We start from the raw sequence: 18,412 nt of genomic DNA, 5'->3' as shown, positions 1-18,412 counted from the left end.
TCCTTCATGTTCGACACGCCGCGAGTGGCGTCAACGGCCGAGCAGGACGCCGATCTGCATCTCGATCTCTGCCGCCACGTCCGCGACACTCTTGGTCGCGTTCGCCGTCAGAGCCATGCTGAGAAACAGGATGGCGGAGACGATGTGGGCCTGCACCTGCCGGTCCGAGTGGTGCGTCGCGTCGTCGTCGCGGCCGAGAATCTCCGCGACGACCGCCTCGGTCCGCGCGGCGAGTGACAACGCTTCACGACGATGAGGTTCCGTGTCGTCACCGAACACGACCTCTCGCTGATAGGTCCGGCCGTTCTCGATCTGCTTGCGGTTGCACTCGACGACCGGCCTGAGGACGGCCATGACGGCCTCGACCGGGTCCACGACGTGGGCGGCCGCGGCGATGCCCCGCTCGAGCGCGCGCGCATAATCCGAGTTCTGCACCAGAAGAAGCAGTTCACCCTTGTTCTTCGCGTACAGGAAGACGGTTCCGGTTCCCACGTCGGCGCGGTCGGCGACCTGTTGTGTGGTCACCTCACTCACGCCGTACTCGGCGAAGAGGTCGCGTGCCGCCGTGGTGATGCGGTCGAGCTTGTCCTGCTTGTTCCGTTCTCGACGACTCATCGCCGGGGAGGAAGACACCGCCGCTGCCCTCCTTCGCGCTCTCCTGACGGGTGATGTACACCCGTCATTGTCCCACGGCAGGCTCTCTGAGCTGCCGAGGAAGTCGACGACCACGGGCGCGGCCTCCGCGACGTGCGGTGCGCCCGCCACACCGGACGCGAACATGAAAAATGGCCCCGGACAACGGTCCGGAGCCATTTCTGTGTCGGGCTGACAGGATTTGAACCTGCGACCACCTGACCCCCAGTCAGGTGCGCTACCAAGCTGCGCCACAGCCCGCGATCCCTCGAAAGGGATCGTGTGTGCCCCGAAGGGAACGAGCAAACACTACCCCAGTGGCGACGCTGGACGCCAATCGCCTCAGCAGCACCACCGGGGCAGTCGCCTACTTCTTCTTGCGGTCCCGCTTCTCCCGGATACGCACCGAGATCCGCACCGGACTGCCGTCGAAGTTGAACTCCTCACGCAGTCGGCGCTCGAGGAACCGGCGGTACCCGGCCTCGAGGAAACCGGTGGTGAACAGCACGAACGTCGGCGGGCGCGTGCTCGCCTGCGTGGCGAACATGACGCGGGGCAGTCGACCACCACGCATCGGCGGCGGCGTCGCGGCCACGACCTCCTTGAGCCAGGAGTTCAGCTGACCGGTCGAGATGCGCTTGTCCCACGACGCGAGCGACGTCTCCAGAGCGGGCACGAGCTTCTGCACCGCACGACCGGTCTTGGCCGAGACGTTGACGCGCTGCGCCCACGGCACGCGCATCAGGTCCCGGTCGATCTCCTTCTCGAGCTGGCCACGACGGTCGTCGTCGACGAGGTCCCACTTGTTGAACGCGATGACCAGTGCGCGGCCGGCGTCGGCGACCATCGAGAGCACCCGCAGGTCCTGCTCGGAGATGACCTCGGACGCGTCGAGCAGCAGGATCGCGACCTCGGCCGCGTCGATGGCGCCCTTGGTGCGGAGCGAGGCGTAGAACTCGGCGCCGCTGGCGTGACTGACGCGTTTGCGCAACCCCGCGGTGTCGACGAAACGCCACACCTTGCCGCCCAGTTCCACCAGTGAGTCGACCGGATCGACGGTGGTGCCGGCGACGTCGTGCACGACCGATCGCTCGTCACCGGTGAGCTTGTTCAGCAGGCTGGACTTGCCCACGTTCGGCTTGCCGACCAGGGCGACACGACGAGGGCCGGCGACACCGGTTCCCTCGCGGGGCGTCTCGGGCAGGACTGCCAGGACGTCGTCGAGCAGATCGCCGGTACCGCGGCCGTGCGTCGCACTGACCGGACGGGGCTCACCGAGACCCAGCGACCACAGCAGTGCCGCTTCGGATTCCGTGCGCTCGTCGTCGACCTTGTTGGCCACCAGGATGACCGGCGTCTTCGACCGACGCAGGACTCGTGCCACGGCCTCGTCCGTCGCCGTCGCACCGACGACGGCGTCGACGACGAGCAGGATGGCGTCCGCCGTCTGCATCGCCATCTCGGCCTGCCGGGCGATCGACTGCTGCATCCCCTTGGCGTCGGGCTCCCAACCGCCGGTGTCCTGCACCATGAATCGACGTCCGGACCAGTTGGCCTCGTACGAGACACGGTCGCGGGTGACGCCGGGAACGTCCTCCACCACGGCCTCGCGGCGGCCGATGATGCGGTTGACGAGCGTGGACTTGCCGACGTTGGGCCGACCGACGACGGCGAGGGTGGGAACGGCGACCTCGGCCTCGGCCTCGCCGTCACCCTCGAAGTCGATGTCCTCCCAGTCCGACTCCTCGGACCAGATGCCGTCCGAGGCGTAGACCTCGGTCGCGTCGAGCGTGTCGAATGTGTTGTCGCTCATGAGCGTGCTCCTTCCGGGGCATGAGTCGGACGCCCGATGTCCAGACGCTCCGTGACCAGACGCATCAGTTCGTCGATCACCGCGTCCCTGTCGAGGTCGCTGGTGTCCACGGTGACCGCATCGTCCGCGGGACGCAGCGGGGACGTGGCACGTGTGGAGTCCGCGTGGTCCCGACGCTGGACGTCGGCGAGCACGGCGTCGTAGTCGTCCCCGCGGCCCTCGGCGATGTTCTGGTCGTTACGACGCGTGGCGCGCGTCTCCGCGGACGCGGTCAGATAGATCTTGATGTGTGCGTCGGTGAGGACGACGGTGCCGATGTCGCGACCCTCCACGACGATCCGACCGGCAGAGTCCGCGATCTCTCGTTGCAGCGCAACGAGTTTCTCGCGCACTGCGGGAACGGCGGACACCGCGGAGACGGCCGCCGTCACGGCGGACCCGCGGATCGGACCGGTGACGTCCTCGCCCGACACCTCGACCCGCTCCCCCGTGGGATCGGTGCCGATGGAGAGGTCGATGGACTCGGTGAGCGCAGCGACGGCGTCCGCGTCTCCGGGATCGACGTCGTTCGTCAGCACCCATGCCGTCGCCGCGCGGTACATCGCACCGGTGTCGAGGTAGGACGCACCGAGCCGGGTCGCCAACAGGCGGGAGACGGACGACTTGCCGGTACCGGACGGGCCGTCCATCGCGACGATCAGTCGATCCTCCGACGCGGTCACAGGCCGACCGCCCCGTACAGACTGCCGACCTCGCCGCGACCGAGCACCCGCAGCGTGCCGGGGCGCTGGTCGCCGAGGGCGACGGCCCCGATGTCGGTGCGCACCAGGCGTTTCACCGGGAACCCGACCGAGTCGAACAGTCGGCGCACGATGTGCTTGCGACCCTCGTGCAGCACGACCTTCACGAGCGTCTTGCCCTCGTTCACGTCGAGCACCGCGTAGGAGTCCACCTTCGCCGGTCCGTCGTCGAGTTCGACTCCGGAACGCAGCTTCTTGCCCGCGTCGCGGTCCAGGACACCCTGCACCGTGGCGAGGTACGTCTTGGACACCTCGAAGGAGGGATGCATCAGCCGGTGGGCCAGATCGCCGTCGTTGGTGAGCAGGATCAAGCCTTCGGTGTCGGCATCGAGTCGGCCGACGTGGAAGAGCCGCTGTCCTGCCTGGACCCGCTCCGAGACGATGTCGCCGATGCAGGGCCGACCGAGGTCGTCCGACATCGTGGACTGCCATCCGCGCGGCTTGTTCAGCGCGATGTGGACCAGATCGGCCTTGATGACGACACGGGTGCCGTCCACCCGCACGACCGCGACCTCGGGGTCGACGCGGACACCCTGCTCGGTGACGATGCGGCCGTCGACCTCGACGCGTCCCTCGTCGATGAGCTGCTCGGCGGCGCGACGCGACGCGACACCTGCCTGGGCGAGCACCTTCTGCAAGCGCACACCGTCCTCAGGAGCCACGTGCGGCCGCGGGCCGTCGGTGTGCTGGTGGCGGGCGGGCTTGGCGTTGCTGATGGTCGGAGCAGCCGTCGTCTTGCGCTCCGGCTTCGGCGACTTGCCGGGCTTGGAGCCGCTGTTCTTGGGAGCCACCCGGGGGTACCCGGACTTGCCGCCGGGCTTACGGCTCTCGGTGCGCTTGCTGTACGCAGCAGCGGCGACCTTCTTGTTGGGGCGCTTCTTCTGTCGTTCGGGAGTGGAGGCGTCGGATGCGCCGTCCCGGTCCGGTGTGCCATCACGGCGAGCGGAGTCGTTCACGTTTCTTACCTATTCGTCTGTGGTGTCGGTGCCGAACTCGGTGGTCGAGTTCGACTCGGTGTTCTCTCGTCGACGCTCGGCACGCAGGACCCGCGGATCGGAGTCCATGCTGTCGCTGATGTCGTCGATCATGTCCACGCCCGGAAGCAGCGGAGCAAGTTCGGGGAGGTCGGACAGTGACGCCAACCCCAACCGTTCGAGGAACATTTCCGTGGTGACGTACTGCGTCGCCGCAGAGTCCGGGTCGGGACCCGCCTCGGCGATGAGACCTCTCGCGAGGAGAGTGCGCATCACGCCGTCCACGTTCACTCCGCGCACAGCACTGACTCGTGCGCGGGTAACCGGTTGACGATAGGCGATCACAGCGAGGGTTTCCAGTGCCGCTCGGGTGAGCTTGGACCGCGCACCGTCGAGGAGGAGCCGTTCGACATAGGGCGCGTACTCGGTGCGGGTGTAGAAACGCCACCCGTCGCCGGCGAACCGCAGGTCGATGCCACTGCCGCGGGCGGTGAGGTCGGCGGCCATGGCGGTCAGCGCCTGCCGGATGCGCGTTTCGTCACAGTCCAGGGCGGAGGCGAGCTGCGGGACGGATGCCGGGGTGTCGACGACGAGCAGCACCGACTCGAGCGCCGCGCGCACCTCGGCGTCCGACAGGGCGTCGGGAGCGTCCTCGCTCGCTGTCATCCGTAGTCCTCCATCCTCGAGACGTCCATCCGGTCGATGTCGGCAGCGTCGTCGTCGCCGGTCCAGGTGACCGCGAGATCGCCCAGCGCCTCGGGTTGTTCGAACGCGACGACCTTCTCGCGATACAGCTCGAGCAGCGCGAGGAACCGTGCGACCACCTCGACGGTGACCTCGCAGTCGCGGACCAGGTCGGCGAACGTCGCCCACTCACCCACTCCGCGGTCGCGCAGCATCGCCAGGATCGCCCGCGCGTGTTCCGGGACCGACACCGCGGACGCGTGGAGATGGCCGAGACCGACCGTCGGCACCTCGCGCGGGGTGAACGCCGCCGCGGCGATCTCGGCGAAGCGGCGCGGATCCACACCGAGCAACACCTCCGGCAGCAGCGACGCGAACGAGTCCTCGAGCGAGACCGATCGCGGATAGCGCCGCAGCGCGGCGTTCTCCAGTTCGCCGAACAACTGAGCCGCCTGTTTGTAGGCCCGATACTGCAGCAGCCGGGCGAACAGCAGGTCCCGCACCTCGAGCAGCGCCAGGTCCTCGGCGTCGTCCACCTCGCCCGACGGCAGGAGGCGGGCGGCCTTGAGGTCCAGCAGGGTCGCCGCGACCACCAGGAACTCGGTGGTCTGGTCGAGACCCATCTCCGCGCCCATCGCGCGGGTGTACGCGATGAAGTCGTCGGTGACGGTGTGCAGTGCGACCTCGGTGACGTCGAGTCGGTGCTGTCCGATCAGGGTCAGCAACAGGTCGAACGGGCCTTCGAAGTTGGTGAGCCGCACTTGGAATCCGGTGGGCGTCGGCGCGTCCCCGACCGTCGTGTCCGTCACGACCGTCCCGTCGGTCAAGACTGGGGTGCGGTGTCCCGGTGGATGACCTCGCGGGCCAACGACCGGTACGCGTCGGCACCCGCGGACTTCGGCGCCCACGTGGTGATCGGCTCGCCGGCGACGCTCGTCTCCGGGAAACGCACGGTGCGCGTGATGACGGTGTCGAAGACGACGTCGCCGAACACCTCGACCACGCGATTCATGACCTCTCGCGAGTGCAGCGTGCGGGCGTCGAACATCGTGACCACGATGCCCTCGAGCTTCAGCCGCGGATTGAGACGATCGCGCACCTTGTCGACGGTGTCGTTGAGCAACGCGAGTCCGCGCAGACTGAAGTACTCGCACTCCATCGGGATGAGCACGGAATCGGCGCACGCGAGGGCATTGACCGTCAACAGGCCGAGCGACGGCTGGCAGTCGATGAGGACGTAGTCGTAGCGATCGAGGATCGGGTGCAGCACGCGTCCCAAAGTCTGTTCGCGGCCGACCTCGGTGACCAGTTGGATCTCGGCCGCGGAGAGATCGATGTTGCTGGGGAGCAGGTCCATCCCGTCCACCCGCGTACGCATGAGGACGTCGTCGATCGCTACCCGCGGCTCCACCAGCAGGTTGTGCACCGTGAGGTCCAACTCGTGGTGTGGCACACCGAGACCCGCGGAGAGCGCGCCCTGCGGATCGAGGTCGACCAGCAGGACTCGGCGTCCGTACTCGGCCAGCGACGCACCCAGATTGATGGTCGACGTGGTCTTGCCGACGCCGCCCTTCTGGTTGCACATCGCGATGACCGTCGCCGGTCCGTGCGAGGACAGCGGCTGCGGATCCGGGATGTCGCGATACGGGCGCCCCGTCGGACCCATGCCCGACGGGTGGGCCAGGGTCGGATGTTCCGGTTCGGGCTGACGAGTGCGGAACAGTGCTCCGTCGTCGTGCGCCGCTGACACCACCGGACCTCCATCCTCACCTCGTGCTGCAGTTCCCCTGAACGCTACCGCGTGTCGGGTGCAGCTTCGTGCGGACACGCTACCGTGCGCGCGGATGCGCCTCGGCCCACACTTCGCGCAACGTCGTGACGGTGACCAGTGTGTAGATCTGCGTGGTGGTCACCGAGGCGTGACCCAGAAGTTCCTGCACCACACGTACGTCCGCGCCGCCGTCGAGCAGGTGGGTCGCGAAGGAGTGCCGCAACGTGTGCGGGGAGACGCTGGCTCCGATCCCGGCGCGCTTCGCCGCGGTCTGCAGGACCTGCCACGCGCTCTGGCGTGACAACCGGCCGCCCCGCACGTTCAGCAGAAGCGCGGGCGTGCCCTGTGACACCAGTGCGGGTCGACCACGGACGAGGTACGCGTCGACGGCGTCGAGTGCGGGACGGCCGATGGGCACGATGCGCTCCTTGCCGCCCTTGCCGTGCAGGACCACGGACCGCGAGTCGGAGTCGATGTCGTCGACGTCGAGTCCCACGGCCTCGGAGATGCGCGCACCGGTGGAGTAGAGGAGCTCGAGCAGCGCCCGGTCGCGAAGACCGCGCGGGGTGTCCGCGGCCTCCCCGGCGACGGCATCGAGGAGCGCGAACACCTGCTCGACGGAGAGCGACTTCGGGAGCCGGCGGCCCGGCGCCGGCGGTTTGACCCCGGCAGCGACGTCGACGTCGACGATGCCCTCGGCCAGCGCGAAGCGGTGGACTCCGCGAACCGCGATGACCGTGCGCGCGGCGCTGCTCGCCGCGAGCGGCGGGAACAGCTCGTTGCCGGACCGGAGGGCCGTCACGAACTCCGCGACGTCCACCTCGGTGACGTCGCGGAGACTGTTCCGGTCGAGTTCACCCAGATGGCTGGCGTAGCGCGAGAGGTCGCGGCGGTACGAGGTGATGGTGTTGCGAGCTGACCCGCGCTCGACGGCGAGGTGATCGAGATAGGTCGCGATCACCTCGCCCGGCGAGTCAGCTGCCATGCGCGCCCTTGCGCTTCTCGAACGCGGTGGGTCGATCACGCCAGGGTGCATCGCTCGGCCGCAACGGAACCGAGCGTGACCGCACCGCCGCCAGCGCCAGGATTCCCGCCACCGCCGACGCGTTCACGATCTCGCCGCTGAACACGCGCGACACCGCCTCGTCCACCGGGACGCGGACGAGCTCGATGTCGGCTTCCTCGTCGTGAGCCTCCGGTCGATCGACCTCGGTCACCTCGTCGGCCAGGTAGATCCGCACGGTCTCGTCCGTGAACCCGGGTGACGCCGCCACGTCGACCAGCAACGACAAGGACGCCGCGGCGAGCCCCGTCTCCTCGGTCAGCTCACGCTTCGCGGCCTCGACGGGATCCTCCCCCGGCTCGTCCAACAGACCCGCGGGAAGCTCGAGCAGGCGACGCCCCAGAGGATGCCGGTACTGGCTGATCAGCACGATGCGCTCGTCGTCGTCCAGCGCGACCACGGCGACCGCACCGTGATGCTCGACGACCTCACGTTCGGCCCGACGACCGCCGGGCATCGTCACCTGGTCGAGCCGGAGCGCGAGAATCGCACCCTGGTACTCGACGGACGATTCGAGGATCTCGAACTCGTGACGATCGGCCATGGTCAGGCCTTCGTCGCGGCGGGTTCGGCCGGCTGCGCCGTGACGGACTCGTCACCGTGGACGTCGACGGGCAGCCGCTCCTCGGACTTGTACGAGAGCGCAGCGGAGATCAGCGACGCGAAGAGCGGGTGCGGCCGCGTCGGCCGGCTCTTGAGTTCGGGATGCGCCTGCGTGCCGACGAAGAACGGATGCGCGCTCCGCGGCAGTTCGACGAACTCGACCAGGTGGCCGTCCGGGGACGTGCCGCTGAACTGCAGTCCACTCTCCGCGATGCGGTCGCGGTAGCTGTTGTTGACCTCGTAGCGATGGCGGTGACGCTCGGAGACGGACTCGCTGCCGTAGGCCTGCGACACCACCGACCCCTTGGTGAGCGTGGCGGGGTAGGCCCCGAGGCGCATCGTGCCGCCCAGGTCCGCCTCGCCGGCGACCGCCTGCTCCTGGTCCGCCATCGTCGAGATGACCGGCTGTGTCGTCTCGGGCTCGAACTCGGCCGAGTTCGCATCGGTGAGACCGACGGACCGCGCCGCCTCGATGACCATGCACTGCAGACCCAGGCAGAGCCCGAGCGTCGGGATCTTGTGCGTCCGGGCGTGGGTGATCGCGCCGAGCTTGCCCTCGATACCGCGGATGCCGAAGCCGCCGGGAATCACCACGGCGTCGATGTCGGCGAGCGCCAGCTTGGCGCCGGCCGCGGTGTCGCAGTCGTCGGACTGCACCCACACGAGTTCGACCTTCGCGCGGTTGGCGAAACCGCCGGCCCGCAGCGCCTCGGTCACCGACAGGTAGGCGTCGGGCAGATCGACGTACTTGCCGACCAGGGCGACGCGCACCGTCTCGCGAGGCTGGTGCACTCGCTCGAGGAGGGTTCCCCACACGGTCCAGTCGACGTCCCGGAACGGCAGTCCGAGCTGCCGCACGACATACGCGTCGAGACCCTCGCCGTGCAGCACGCGCGGGATGTCGTAGATGGAGGGCGCGTCGGGGGTGGAGATGCACCCGTCGACGTCCACGTCGCACATGAGCGCGATCTTCGCCTTGAGGGCCTGCGGCACGTCGCGGTCGGATCGCAGGATCAGCGCGTCGGGCTGAATACCGATGCTGCGCAACGCCGCCACCGAGTGCTGCGTCGGCTTGGTCTTGAGCTCACCCGAGGGCGCGAGGAACGGAACGAGCGAGACGTGGAGGAAGAAGACGTTCTCCCGGCCCACGTCGTGGCGGACCTGACGCGCCGCTTCGAGGAAGGGCTGCGACTCGATGTCGCCGACGGTGCCACCGATCTCGGTGATGACGACGTCGGGCTCCTGGCCCTGCAGATCCGGTCCGCGCATCGCGAGGATGCGGGCCTTGATCTCGTCGGTGATGTGCGGGATGACCTGGACGGTGTCGCCGAGGTACTCGCCGCGACGCTCCTTGGCGATCACCGTGGAGTACACCTGGCCGGTGGTCACGTTGGCGTATCCGGAGAGATCCCGATCGAGGAACCGCTCGTAGTGGCCGACGTCGAGGTCGGTCTCCGCGCCGTCCTCGGTGACGAAGACCTCGCCGTGCTGGAACGGGTTCATCGTTCCGGGATCGACGTTGAGGTAGGGATCGAGCTTCTGCATCGTGACGCGAAGGCCACGTGAGGTGAGAAGCTGACCGAGGCTCGAGGCCGTGAGCCCCTTGCCGAGCGACGACGCGACGCCGCCGCTGACGAAGATGTGCTTGATGTCGGCCCGCGTGTGAATGCGTGACTGCAAAGAGACTCCCGTGACGGTGCGACCCGATGGTGACAGCGAGCGAATCGCTCAACATCGAGTGGTTCGGAACCTGGCCGACCCACGGGACTTCACGGTAACACCTTCACGCGAGTTCGGTCGACACCACGCGGGCGACGACGGCTTGAGTACCTAGCTCGGGGTCGCCCCGACCGTCACGGCCGTCGCGGCAGGACCCGTTCCGTACCGACCCGTACCACCGGCGAGCTGCTCACCGAGTGCCAAGGCGACGGTGATGCGCCCCGACGTGCGATCGACGTCGTCGACGGTGCTGGTCCCGGCTGCGAGGGCGGAATCCGACCGCACCACCGCGATGGGACCGCTGCCCTCGGCCGAACCGGCACGGCCCGCGAGCACGGTTCCGGCTCCGCGTCCGTCCAGAGCGCCGGCGAAGCGAGCCACGATCGCGCCGCGGTTGCCGTCCTCACCCGAGTCGGCGGCCTGTCCGGAGACCACCACCGCGAGCTGTGCCGGTGCCACGGCACCGTCGTCGTACGTGATGAAGCCGCCGCCGCGCAGGGTGTCGAGGGCCAGGCCCAGTTCCTCCGGCGTGCTCTGCGGTTGGGCGGTCTGTGCGTTCAGCAACAGCACCGTACCGAGCAGATCGCCGGCGAGGCTGCCCTGATCCACCGATCCCGTACGCAGTTGCGCGCCTGCGGGAACCACGTTGGTGAGGCGCGTGCGGAGATCGTCGCCGCTGGCGGCGGACACGAACGCCTCGGTGAGCCCCACTCGTCCGGTCACCGACCCGCCCGCGTCGGCGATGGTGCGCTGCACACCCTCCACGTCGGCGGGGTCTGCGTCGGGCGTGGTGACCAGCACGACGGTGCGGTCGGCCAGCGCTCCCGCGACCACCCGGGTCGCGACGGCCGCGTCGAAACCGTCGGCGGCGTTGAGTTGCTCACCGAGTGCGTTGTTCGCCGACTGCAGGTCGTTCACCTCGGTCTGCAGATCGTCCCGGTCGTCGCGCAGTCCGGACAGCACTCGACCGGACAGCAGGCCGGAGCCGAGGACGACTCCGACCGCGAGCGCCAGGAACACCGCGATCAACGAGATGGTGTGCTGACGAAGCGAAATCACTGAAGCAGCCCCTGCACCCACAGGGCGAAGCTGTTCCAGGTCTCGATCGCCCAGTCCAGAGTCGCACCGCTGCCGTTGGTCACGACGAGCGCCGCGATGACGGCGATGAGGGCTGCGAGGACGAGCAGCGCCACCGCGCCACCGGAGACCCGGCTGCGGTACAACGTCGCCATGGCCTTGGCGTCCACCAGTTTCGGACCGACCTTGAGTCGGGTCATGAACGTCGACGGTGTGTCCGCGCGCTTGCTGGCGTCGAAGAACTCGTCGAGCGACGCGGCACATCCGACCGTGACGATGAGTGAGGCGCCGTGGTGGTCGGCGAGCAGGAGTGCGAGGTCCGCCGGGGTGCCCGTGGCCGGGAACGTCATGGCTCCGATGCCCAGGTCCTGGATGCGCTCGAGGCCTTTGGCGTGGCCGTCGGAATCGGCGGGGAGCACCACCTCGGCGCCGGACTTCAGCGTGCGGCTGCTCACGTCGTCCGGGTCGCCGACGATCAGGTCGGGGCGGTATCCCGCCTCCGACAGCGTGTCGGCGCCGGCGCCGACACCGATGAGGATCGGCGAGTACTCCTTGATGAACGGCTTGAGCGACTTGAGATCGGCCACGTGGTCGGTGCCCTCGGCGACGACCACGACGTGACGACCGTTCATGTCGACGTCCACCTCGGGCACTCCGACGCCGTCGATCAGCAGCGGCGACTCGGTGCGGATGAACTCGATCGTGTTGCCCGAGAACGCTTCCAGGTGATCGATCAGACCAGACTTGGCCTCGATCATGCGGTCGGAGATGTCGGCCTCGGACTGCTCGGTGCCGGTGGCGAGACGTCGCTCCCCGGCGTACACGTTGCCGTCGTGCAGGCGGATCTTCGAACCGTCCTTGACCTTCTTGAAGACGTCGGAGCCCACCTCGTCGATGAGCTCGATGCCGTTGGCGACGAGCACCTCCGGACCGAGATTGGGGTAGCGCCCCGAGATCGAGGCGGAGGCGTTGACCACGGCCGTCACGCCGGCCTGTACCAGCAGGTCGGCGGTGATCCGGTCGAGGTCGAGTTCGTCGAGAACGACGATGTCTCCGGGACCGACACGGCGCAGGAGCTTGGCCGTGGAGCGATCGACCCGAGCGATTCCCGTGACTCCGGGAAGTGAGTCATGACTACGCGAGAGCAGAGCCGGCATCTTCATGCACACGATGATGGACAACAACACGGCAGCATCGGCGGAGGCGCGCCGAAACAACTACCACATCATTCACATCAGTCACACCAGCACATCGCTCTCAGGCGGTCGCGGACTCCCGTTCCGCCGTCGCGGTGCGCAACAGCTCCTCGGCATGTGCCCGGCCGGTCTCGGTGTCGTCGAGCCCGGCGAGCATGCGCGCGAGTTCCACGACACGCTCGGAATCCGTCAAAGTGCGCACACCACTGTTGGGGCCGCCACGTTTTCCGTCGGTCTTGTTCACCACCAGGTGCGTGTCGGCGAACGCCGCGACCTGCGGGAGGTGCGTCACGACGATGACCTGATGCGTCCTGGCCAGGCGTGCCAGCCGCTTGCCGATCTCCACGGCGGCGCGACCACCCACGCCGGCATCGACCTCGTCGAAGACCATGGTCGCTCCGGCATCCGATCGCGCGAGGACCACCTCGAGCGCCAACATCACGCGGGAGAGCTCTCCGCCGGACGCGCTCTTGTTGAGCGGCAGCGACTGCGCACCGCTGTGCGCGGACAGACGGAACTCGATCTCGTCGGTGCCGGTCGACCCGGCGTGCAGCGCGGTTCCGTCGACGGACAGCGCCGACCGATCGTCCGCACCCGCAGCGCGGGGGCGCACCTCGACGTCCAGCTTGGCCTTGCCCATCGCCAGGCCGGCGAGTTCGGCGCTGACCGCCTTGGACAGTTTCGCCGCAGCCTTCACCCGCGCGGCCGACAGCTTGCGTGCGACCTCGGCGGTCGCTGCACCGGTGGTGGAGACGCGCTCGGTCAGCGCTGCCACGGCGTCGGCGGAGACGTCCAGTCCCGTCAGGCGGGTTCGTGCGTCCTCCGCCCACGCGAGCACTCCGTCCACGTCGGCGGCGTACTTGCGAGTCAGACTCTTGAGCTCCGCTTGACGCGAGAGCAGCGTGTCCAGTGACTCCGGATCGGCGGGCAGATCCTCGAGGTACGAGGTGAGCTCGGCTCCGACGTCGGTCACCACCGCGATAGCCTCGGCGAGTCGTGGGCCGACGGCCGAGAGAATCTCGTCGTCGGTCGAGGCGAGTCGATCGCGGGCCTCGCCCAACAGCGCCATAACGGACACGTCGCCGGGGTCGTCGCCACCGGTGAGCGCCGTGTGCGCGGCGGACGCCGCATCGCGGAGCGAGTCGAGATCGCTGAGCCGCCGGACGGTCGCCGCGATGTCGGTGTCCTCGTGCGGTGCCGGTGCGACCGCGTCGATCTCGTTCAGGGCGAACGTGAGCTGGTCCGCCTCGCGCGCGAGTTCGCGAGCCTTCTCCGTCCGCTCCCGCAGTTCGGTCACCGCAGCGACCCACTGCGAGCGGCGAGTGCGGTACGTCTCGAGCAGCGGCCCGATGGCGTCCGCAGCGAAGCGGTCCAGAGCGGCCAACTGCTGATCACTGCGTTGCAGACGCAATTGATCGTTCTGTCCGTGCACCGTGAGCAACGATCCGGTGAACTCCGACAGGACGCCTGCGGGCACACTGCGGCCGCCGAGATGAGCACGTGATCGGCCGTCGCTGCCGACCGTCCGGAGGGCGATGATGCTGTCGTCCTCGTCGCGCCGACCGCCGGTGGACTCGAGCAACTGCTCCACGTCGCCGCGGACCTTGTCGGTGACGTGGTCGGTGGTGAAACGACCCTCGACCACCGCGCGGTCGGCGCCGACACGGACACGCCCGGCGTCCGCGCGCGCGCCGGAGAGCAGATGCAGGCTGGTGACGACCATCGTCTTGCCGGCACCGGTCTCACCGGTGAGCACCGTCAGACCCTCCGAGAACGACGCCGTCGCCTCGGCGATGACTCCCAGGCCGTCGATACGAATTTCGGACAACACGTCGGTTACGTCACCCTCCCCCGCCAGCCGGTGACCGGCAAGGCGAACTTGTGTACGAGTCGATCGGCGAACGGCGCGGAGTCGAGCCGGATCCACTTGATCGGCTCACATCCTCGCACCACCTCGACGCGAGCACCGGCGGGCAGGCGCAGGGTGCGCCTGCCGTCGCAGAAGACCACCGCGTCGTGTCCACCGTCGAAGGTCTCGATGGCGATGTGTGACTCGGGACTGGTCACCAGCGGCCGCGCGAACAGCGCGTGGGCGTTACTGGGGATGACGAGGATCGCCTCGAGCTCCGGCCACACGACCGGACCACCGGCCGAGAACGCATAGGCGGTGGACCCGGTGGGGGTCGACAGCAGAACACCGTCGCACCCGAACGAGGACACCGGACGGTCGTCCACCTCGAGCACCACCTCGAGCACCCCGAGCCGCGACCCGTTCTCGATACTGGCCTCGTTCAGCGCCCACCCACGTTCGATGATCTCGCCGTCGACGTGCACGGTGATGTCCAGCGTCATCCGCGGTTCGATGCGGTACTCGCGGCGCACCACGATGGCCAGGGTCTCCTCGAGATCGTCGGCCTCCGCCTCGGCGAGGAATCCGATGCGTCCCAGGTTCACGCCGAGCACCGGGATGGACGCCACCCGCGCGAGTTCCGCAGCGCGCAGGAAGGTTCCGTCGCCGCCGAGGACCAGGACGAGCTCGCAGCCCACCGCCGCCGACGGACCGAACTCCACGACGGAGACGTCGGACTGCGGTGTGGAGAGCGCGTCGATCCCCGACGTCGACTCCAACCGCGACGTGTCGTGCTCGTCGACGAGCACGCGCAGGGCGATCCCGTGATCGTGGAACACCTTCGCCGCGCGCAGAGCCGTCTGCTCGATGTCCGGGCGACCCGGATGCGCGACGAGCAGGATGGTGCGCTCGGGCACGGTCGACTCGCTCACTGAGGCCCCTTCTCCACGGCGTCGGACACCAGTTGCTCGACGGACGTCGACTGGGCTGTGCTGGGATCGTCGTCCGGACCCGGAACGGTGAGCCACAGGAAGTACTCGACGTTGCCGGACGGACCGGGCAGTGGGCTCGGCTCCACACCGGACGTGACCAGGCCCAGGTCGGCCGCGGCGCGCGCGACTCCCAGCACCGCATCTGCGCGCAGGGCGGGATCGCGGACCACTCCCCCTGCACCGACGCGATCCTTGCCGACCTCGAACTGGGGCTTGACCATCGGGAGGATGCTGGCACCCGGACGGGCACACGCGGCGAACGCCGGGAGTACGAGAGCCAACGAGATGAAGGACAGGTCGGCGACCACGAGGTCGACCGGCCCGCCGATGGCCTCGGCATCGATGCCACGGACGTTCGTACGGTCGAGGACTCGCACCCGCTCGTCGGTCCGTAGCCGCCACACCAACTGTCCGTAGCCGACGTCGACCGCCACGACCTCGCGTGCACCCTTGGACAACAGCACGTCGGTGAACCCACCGGTGGACGCACCCGCGTCGAGACACCGCGCGCCCTCCACCGTGACACCGCGTGGCTCGAAGGCGGCGAGCGCGCCCAGTAGCTTGTGTGCACCTCGAGAGGCCCACGACACCTCGTCGGAGACCTCGGTGACCCGTAGCGCCGTGCCGGGCTCGACCGCGGTGGCGGGCTTCGTGGCCACGGTGCCGGCGATCAGCACTCGACCGTCCGAGATGAGCTCCGAGGCGTGGTCCCGAGATCGGGCCAGACCGCGGCGGACGAGTTCGGCGTCCACCCGAGCGCGACGAGCCATGTCAGTTCTTGTCCACGGACTCGAGCGCGTCGACGAGTACCTCGTGCGCGCGGTCGAGGATGCGGGCCTGCTGCGTCAGCGTGACCAGGCCGTGCGGGTCGTCCGTACCCTCGCCGAACGGCGCCGACGCCGCCACGTCCGCCTCGGCGACCAGCGCGTCGACAGCCGAGACGACGGCGTCGGGATCGACGGACGTGCCCTCGACATCGGAGTGCGACGGCAAGTGCTGACCGGGGCGGGGAACGGGCGTGCTCATCGCGGACAACGCTAGCCGATACCCCCGACGACGTCGGTCGGCGGTGGTGACCGTCAGTGTCAGGCGGTCCACCGCGCGACGACATCCGCAGCCGCACCGGACGCGCCCTCGACGGTGTCGAAGCCGCCGAGCGCCCAGACCGCGGGGAGAACTTCGCGCAGTGCCTCGATCCAGAGGTCGCCGTCGGCGTCGACGTCGCCCGTGGTCTCGACTCGCAGCACGGAACCGGACAGCGACACCGACCAGGTGTCGGAAGGCTCGGAGGGAACGAGAGACGCGGCCGGCTCCTCGAGCAGAGCCGACAGGGACGACGCAAGGTACGTGGGGCGCTCGTGCGGGACGGCAGTGAGCACGTCGTGCACGGTGCTCACTCCGGTGAGCACGAGGAGTGACGGCACACCCACCTCGTTGGCTCCCGCGATGTCCGTGTCCAGACGGTCACCCACCACCAGCGGCGTGGTCGACCCGCTGCGCTCGAGCGCGTCCTTCATGAGAGGTGCCTCGGGCTTGCCCGCCACGATCGGGGTGGCCCCCGTCGCTGCGGCGACCGCCGCGACCATGGCACCGTTTCCCGGCCCGAGACCGCGAGGCGTCGGCAGGCTGGTGTCGGCATTCGTGGCCACCCAGCGTGCGCCGGCACGGACCGCGTAGGTCGCCTCGGCGATGTTCGCCCACCCCGTCTCGGGGGAATGTCCCTGGACGACCGCGGCCGGAGTGGGGTCCGCTGTACGAACCGGCACCAGGCCGGCGGCGGACACCTCTGCCTCGAGGGCCTCGGTTCCGACGACCAGCACGGACGCACCTGCGGGCAGGAGACCAGCGAGAAGCCGCCCCGCCGCCTGGGAACTCGTCACCACCGACTCGTCGGGCGCACGGAAACCGAGATCGCGTAGGTGCTCGGCCACCTGAGCGGGAGACCGACTGGCGTTGTTGGTGACGTAGCAGAGCTGAGAGGAGCACTCGCGGAGAATGTCGACGGCACCGTCGATCGGATCGGGACCCCGGTACAGAGTCCCGTCGAGATCGAGCAGCAGGGCGTCGTGAGCGTCGGTCAGACGGGTCACTGACCGGTCAGTTCGTCGACTCGGTCCTCGGCGTCCGTCTCACCCTCGACGTCGGCGGCGGCGGCACGGAGGAACCACTGCACCCCGTCGTCCGCTCGACCGGCGGCCACGAGAGCGTCGGCGTAGGCGTAGTACAGCCGTGCTGCAGCCGACCCCGTGCGATCTCCCTCGAGATCCGGAGTCTGCAGCGTCACCACCGCCTGGTCGTACTGCCCCATGTCCATGCGGGCACCCGCGACGACGATGCGCAGTTCGGACGCATCGTCACCCGTCAGCTGGCGAGCCTCGTCGCTGCGTCCGAGCTCGATGGCGCGCTCCGGCCGACCGAGGCCCCGCTCACAATCAGCCATGACGGACAGCAGGCCTGGCCCACCGGCCATACGGCGGGCGGCGCGGAGCTCGGACAGAGCCTCCGCCCACTCTCCTGCGTGATACGCGGCGATGCCGGCCGTCTCTCGGACCACGGCGATGCGGCCGGCACGCTGCCGCGCCGCTCGCGCGTGCAGCAGTGCTGCGGCGGGATCGTCTCCGATCAGCTGACTGACCATGACCATGTGTCGTGCAACAGCTTCCGCGTTGCTCTTGTCGAGGCTCAACAGGTCTCGACGGACCCCGGGTTCGAGATCTTTCGCGTCGACGTCGTCCGGCAGATCGGGCTCGACCGGACGAGGAGCGCGAGAATCAGGGCCTCGCCCACCGCCGGCGCGCGGACCTGCGCTCCCTTCACCGCCGCGACGACGGGGAGGTGCACCCTGTCCTCGAGTGCGGTCGGGTGCCTGGCCCCTGCCGGAACCCTGCCGACGGTCGCCGGACGTCGATCGATCCCCGGAGCGCCCACGGTCGCCGGTGTGGCGACGTTCGTCCTGGCTCCCGGAACGGTCACCGGAGCGAGGGGCCGATGATCGGAACGACCCGCGTTCCCCCGCGCTGTCGCGGCGAGGTGCCCGGTTGTCGCGCGCGGGCGGCCGGCGGTCCGAATCGGACGTACGACCTTCCGATGACGGCTCTTCCGGCACGGTGGTTCCTTTCGATCGATCGGCGACCGAGCTCTCCCGCTCGTCACCGGTGGTGTCATCATGCCGCACTCACGATCGGAGTGCAGAAACACGAAAGGGGACCCATATGAATGGGTCCCCTTTCGGAACGGA

The 18,412-nt window shown here is 68.9% G+C and carries 18 protein-coding genes and 1 tRNA gene; all 19 read right to left on the bottom strand.

All coding sequences use genetic code 11. The annotated features are described in order from the left end of the window. Positions 1–30 precede the first annotated feature (30 nt). Positions 31–633: a TetR/AcrR family transcriptional regulator gene (locus ASG69_RS09835; RefSeq protein WP_162246763.1), complete on the bottom strand. Its 603-nt coding sequence runs from the start codon at positions 631–633 to the stop codon at positions 31–33. A 187-nt stretch (positions 634–820) separates the two neighbouring features. Next, positions 821–894, bottom strand: a tRNA-Pro gene (locus ASG69_RS09830). Between the two features lie 106 nt (positions 895–1,000). Then, on the bottom strand, positions 1,001–2,446 hold the full coding sequence (der, locus tag ASG69_RS09825; protein WP_056444408.1) for a ribosome biogenesis GTPase Der: 1,446 nt from the start codon (positions 2,444–2,446) through the stop codon (positions 1,001–1,003). Further along, the gene (gene cmk, locus ASG69_RS09820) at positions 2,443–3,135 is read right to left on the bottom strand and encodes a (d)CMP kinase (protein ID WP_056445100.1); all 693 of its coding nucleotides are present in this window, start codon (positions 3,133–3,135) and stop codon (positions 2,443–2,445) included. The genes der and cmk overlap by 4 nt, the downstream gene beginning before the upstream one ends. 29 nt (positions 3,136–3,164) lie before the next feature. Further along, a complete protein-coding gene (locus tag ASG69_RS09815; RefSeq protein ID WP_081821205.1) occupies positions 3,165–4,202 on the bottom strand; it encodes a pseudouridine synthase in 1,038 nt (345 codons plus the stop codon). A gap of 9 nt (positions 4,203–4,211) precedes the next feature. After that, the gene (scpB, locus tag ASG69_RS09810) at positions 4,212–4,886 is read right to left on the bottom strand and encodes an SMC-Scp complex subunit ScpB (protein WP_051613243.1); all 675 of its coding nucleotides are present in this window, start codon (positions 4,884–4,886) and stop codon (positions 4,212–4,214) included. Next, positions 4,883–5,731, bottom strand: a complete 849-nt coding sequence (locus ASG69_RS09805; RefSeq protein WP_056444405.1) for a segregation and condensation protein A — start codon at positions 5,729–5,731, stop codon at positions 4,883–4,885. Before ASG69_RS09805 ends, scpB begins: the two co-directional genes overlap by 4 nt. Continuing rightward, positions 5,728–6,627, bottom strand: coding sequence for a ParA family protein (locus ASG69_RS09800; protein WP_051613290.1), 900 nt, complete (start codon positions 6,625–6,627; stop codon positions 5,728–5,730). The genes ASG69_RS09805 and ASG69_RS09800 overlap by 4 nt, the downstream gene beginning before the upstream one ends. A gap of 106 nt (positions 6,628–6,733) precedes the next feature. Further along, complete coding sequence (gene xerD / locus ASG69_RS09795; RefSeq protein ID WP_056444402.1) at positions 6,734–7,660, bottom strand: site-specific tyrosine recombinase XerD; 927 nt, start codon at positions 7,658–7,660, stop codon at positions 6,734–6,736. Continuing rightward, the gene (locus tag ASG69_RS09790; protein ID WP_056444399.1) at positions 7,650–8,288 is read right to left on the bottom strand and encodes an NUDIX domain-containing protein; all 639 of its coding nucleotides are present in this window, start codon (positions 8,286–8,288) and stop codon (positions 7,650–7,652) included. Before ASG69_RS09790 ends, xerD begins: the two co-directional genes overlap by 11 nt. Next, positions 8,285–10,021: a CTP synthase gene (locus ASG69_RS09785; protein ID WP_056444396.1), complete on the bottom strand. Its 1,737-nt coding sequence runs from the start codon at positions 10,019–10,021 to the stop codon at positions 8,285–8,287. Before ASG69_RS09785 ends, ASG69_RS09790 begins: the two co-directional genes overlap by 4 nt. 150 nt (positions 10,022–10,171) lie before the next feature. After that, positions 10,172–11,119 (bottom strand): copper transporter, encoded by a 948-nt coding sequence (locus tag ASG69_RS09780; RefSeq protein ID WP_027505464.1) that lies wholly within the window; start codon positions 11,117–11,119, stop codon positions 10,172–10,174. After that, positions 11,116–12,300: a putative cytokinetic ring protein SteA gene (gene steA, locus ASG69_RS09775; RefSeq protein WP_027505465.1), complete on the bottom strand. Its 1,185-nt coding sequence runs from the start codon at positions 12,298–12,300 to the stop codon at positions 11,116–11,118. The genes ASG69_RS09780 and steA overlap by 4 nt, the downstream gene beginning before the upstream one ends. Positions 12,301–12,394: 94 nt before the next feature. After that, positions 12,395–14,164: a DNA repair protein RecN gene (gene recN, locus ASG69_RS09770; RefSeq protein ID WP_056444393.1), complete on the bottom strand. Its 1,770-nt coding sequence runs from the start codon at positions 14,162–14,164 to the stop codon at positions 12,395–12,397. A 5-nt stretch (positions 14,165–14,169) separates the two neighbouring features. Then, positions 14,170–15,114 carry an NAD kinase gene (locus ASG69_RS09765; RefSeq protein ID WP_027505467.1) on the bottom strand — a complete coding sequence of 315 codons (945 nt, stop codon included), beginning with the start codon at positions 15,112–15,114 and terminating at the stop codon, positions 14,170–14,172. Beyond that, positions 15,111–15,944 carry a TlyA family RNA methyltransferase gene (locus tag ASG69_RS09760; RefSeq protein ID WP_056444390.1) on the bottom strand — a complete coding sequence of 278 codons (834 nt, stop codon included), beginning with the start codon at positions 15,942–15,944 and terminating at the stop codon, positions 15,111–15,113. The genes ASG69_RS09765 and ASG69_RS09760 overlap by 4 nt, the downstream gene beginning before the upstream one ends. 1 nt (position 15,945) lies before the next feature. Then, positions 15,946–16,200, bottom strand: a complete 255-nt coding sequence (locus tag ASG69_RS09755) for a hypothetical protein (protein ID WP_082544496.1) — start codon at positions 16,198–16,200, stop codon at positions 15,946–15,948. 59 nt (positions 16,201–16,259) lie between these two features. After that, the gene (locus ASG69_RS09750; RefSeq protein WP_056444384.1) at positions 16,260–17,264 is read right to left on the bottom strand and encodes an HAD-IIA family hydrolase; all 1,005 of its coding nucleotides are present in this window, start codon (positions 17,262–17,264) and stop codon (positions 16,260–16,262) included. Continuing rightward, entirely contained in the window at positions 17,261–18,280 is a 1,020-nt protein-coding gene (locus ASG69_RS22120) for a hypothetical protein (RefSeq protein ID WP_373425223.1), read from the bottom strand. The genes ASG69_RS09750 and ASG69_RS22120 overlap by 4 nt, the downstream gene beginning before the upstream one ends. Positions 18,281–18,412 lie beyond the last annotated feature (132 nt).

It is taken from the genome of Rhodococcus sp. Leaf225, from assembly GCF_001426145.1.
Classification (GTDB): Bacteria; Actinomycetota; Actinomycetes; order Mycobacteriales; family Mycobacteriaceae; genus Rhodococcoides.
Note: the sequence above shows the minus strand (reverse complement) of the source record. Positions and strands in the feature narration are given on the sequence as shown.

Coding starts and splice junctions, on each gene's coding strand:
- der (WP_056444408.1), bottom strand. CDS start 2,446: ATGAGCGACAACACATTCGACACGCTCGACGCGACCGAGGTCTACGCC.
- cmk (WP_056445100.1), bottom strand. CDS start 3,135: ATGGACGGCCCGTCCGGTACCGGCAAGTCGTCCGTCTCCCGCCTGTTG.
- scpB (WP_051613243.1), bottom strand. CDS start 4,886: ATGACAGCGAGCGAGGACGCTCCCGACGCCCTGTCGGACGCCGAGGTG.
- xerD (WP_056444402.1), bottom strand. CDS start 7,660: ATGGCAGCTGACTCGCCGGGCGAGGTGATCGCGACCTATCTCGATCAC.
- steA (WP_027505465.1), bottom strand. CDS start 12,300: ATGAAGATGCCGGCTCTGCTCTCGCGTAGTCATGACTCACTTCCCGGA.
- ASG69_RS09760 (WP_056444390.1), bottom strand. CDS start 15,944: ATGGCTCGTCGCGCTCGGGTGGACGCCGAACTCGTCCGCCGCGGTCTG.
- ASG69_RS09755 (WP_082544496.1), bottom strand. CDS start 16,200: ATGAGCACGCCCGTTCCCCGCCCCGGTCAGCACTTGCCGTCGCACTCC.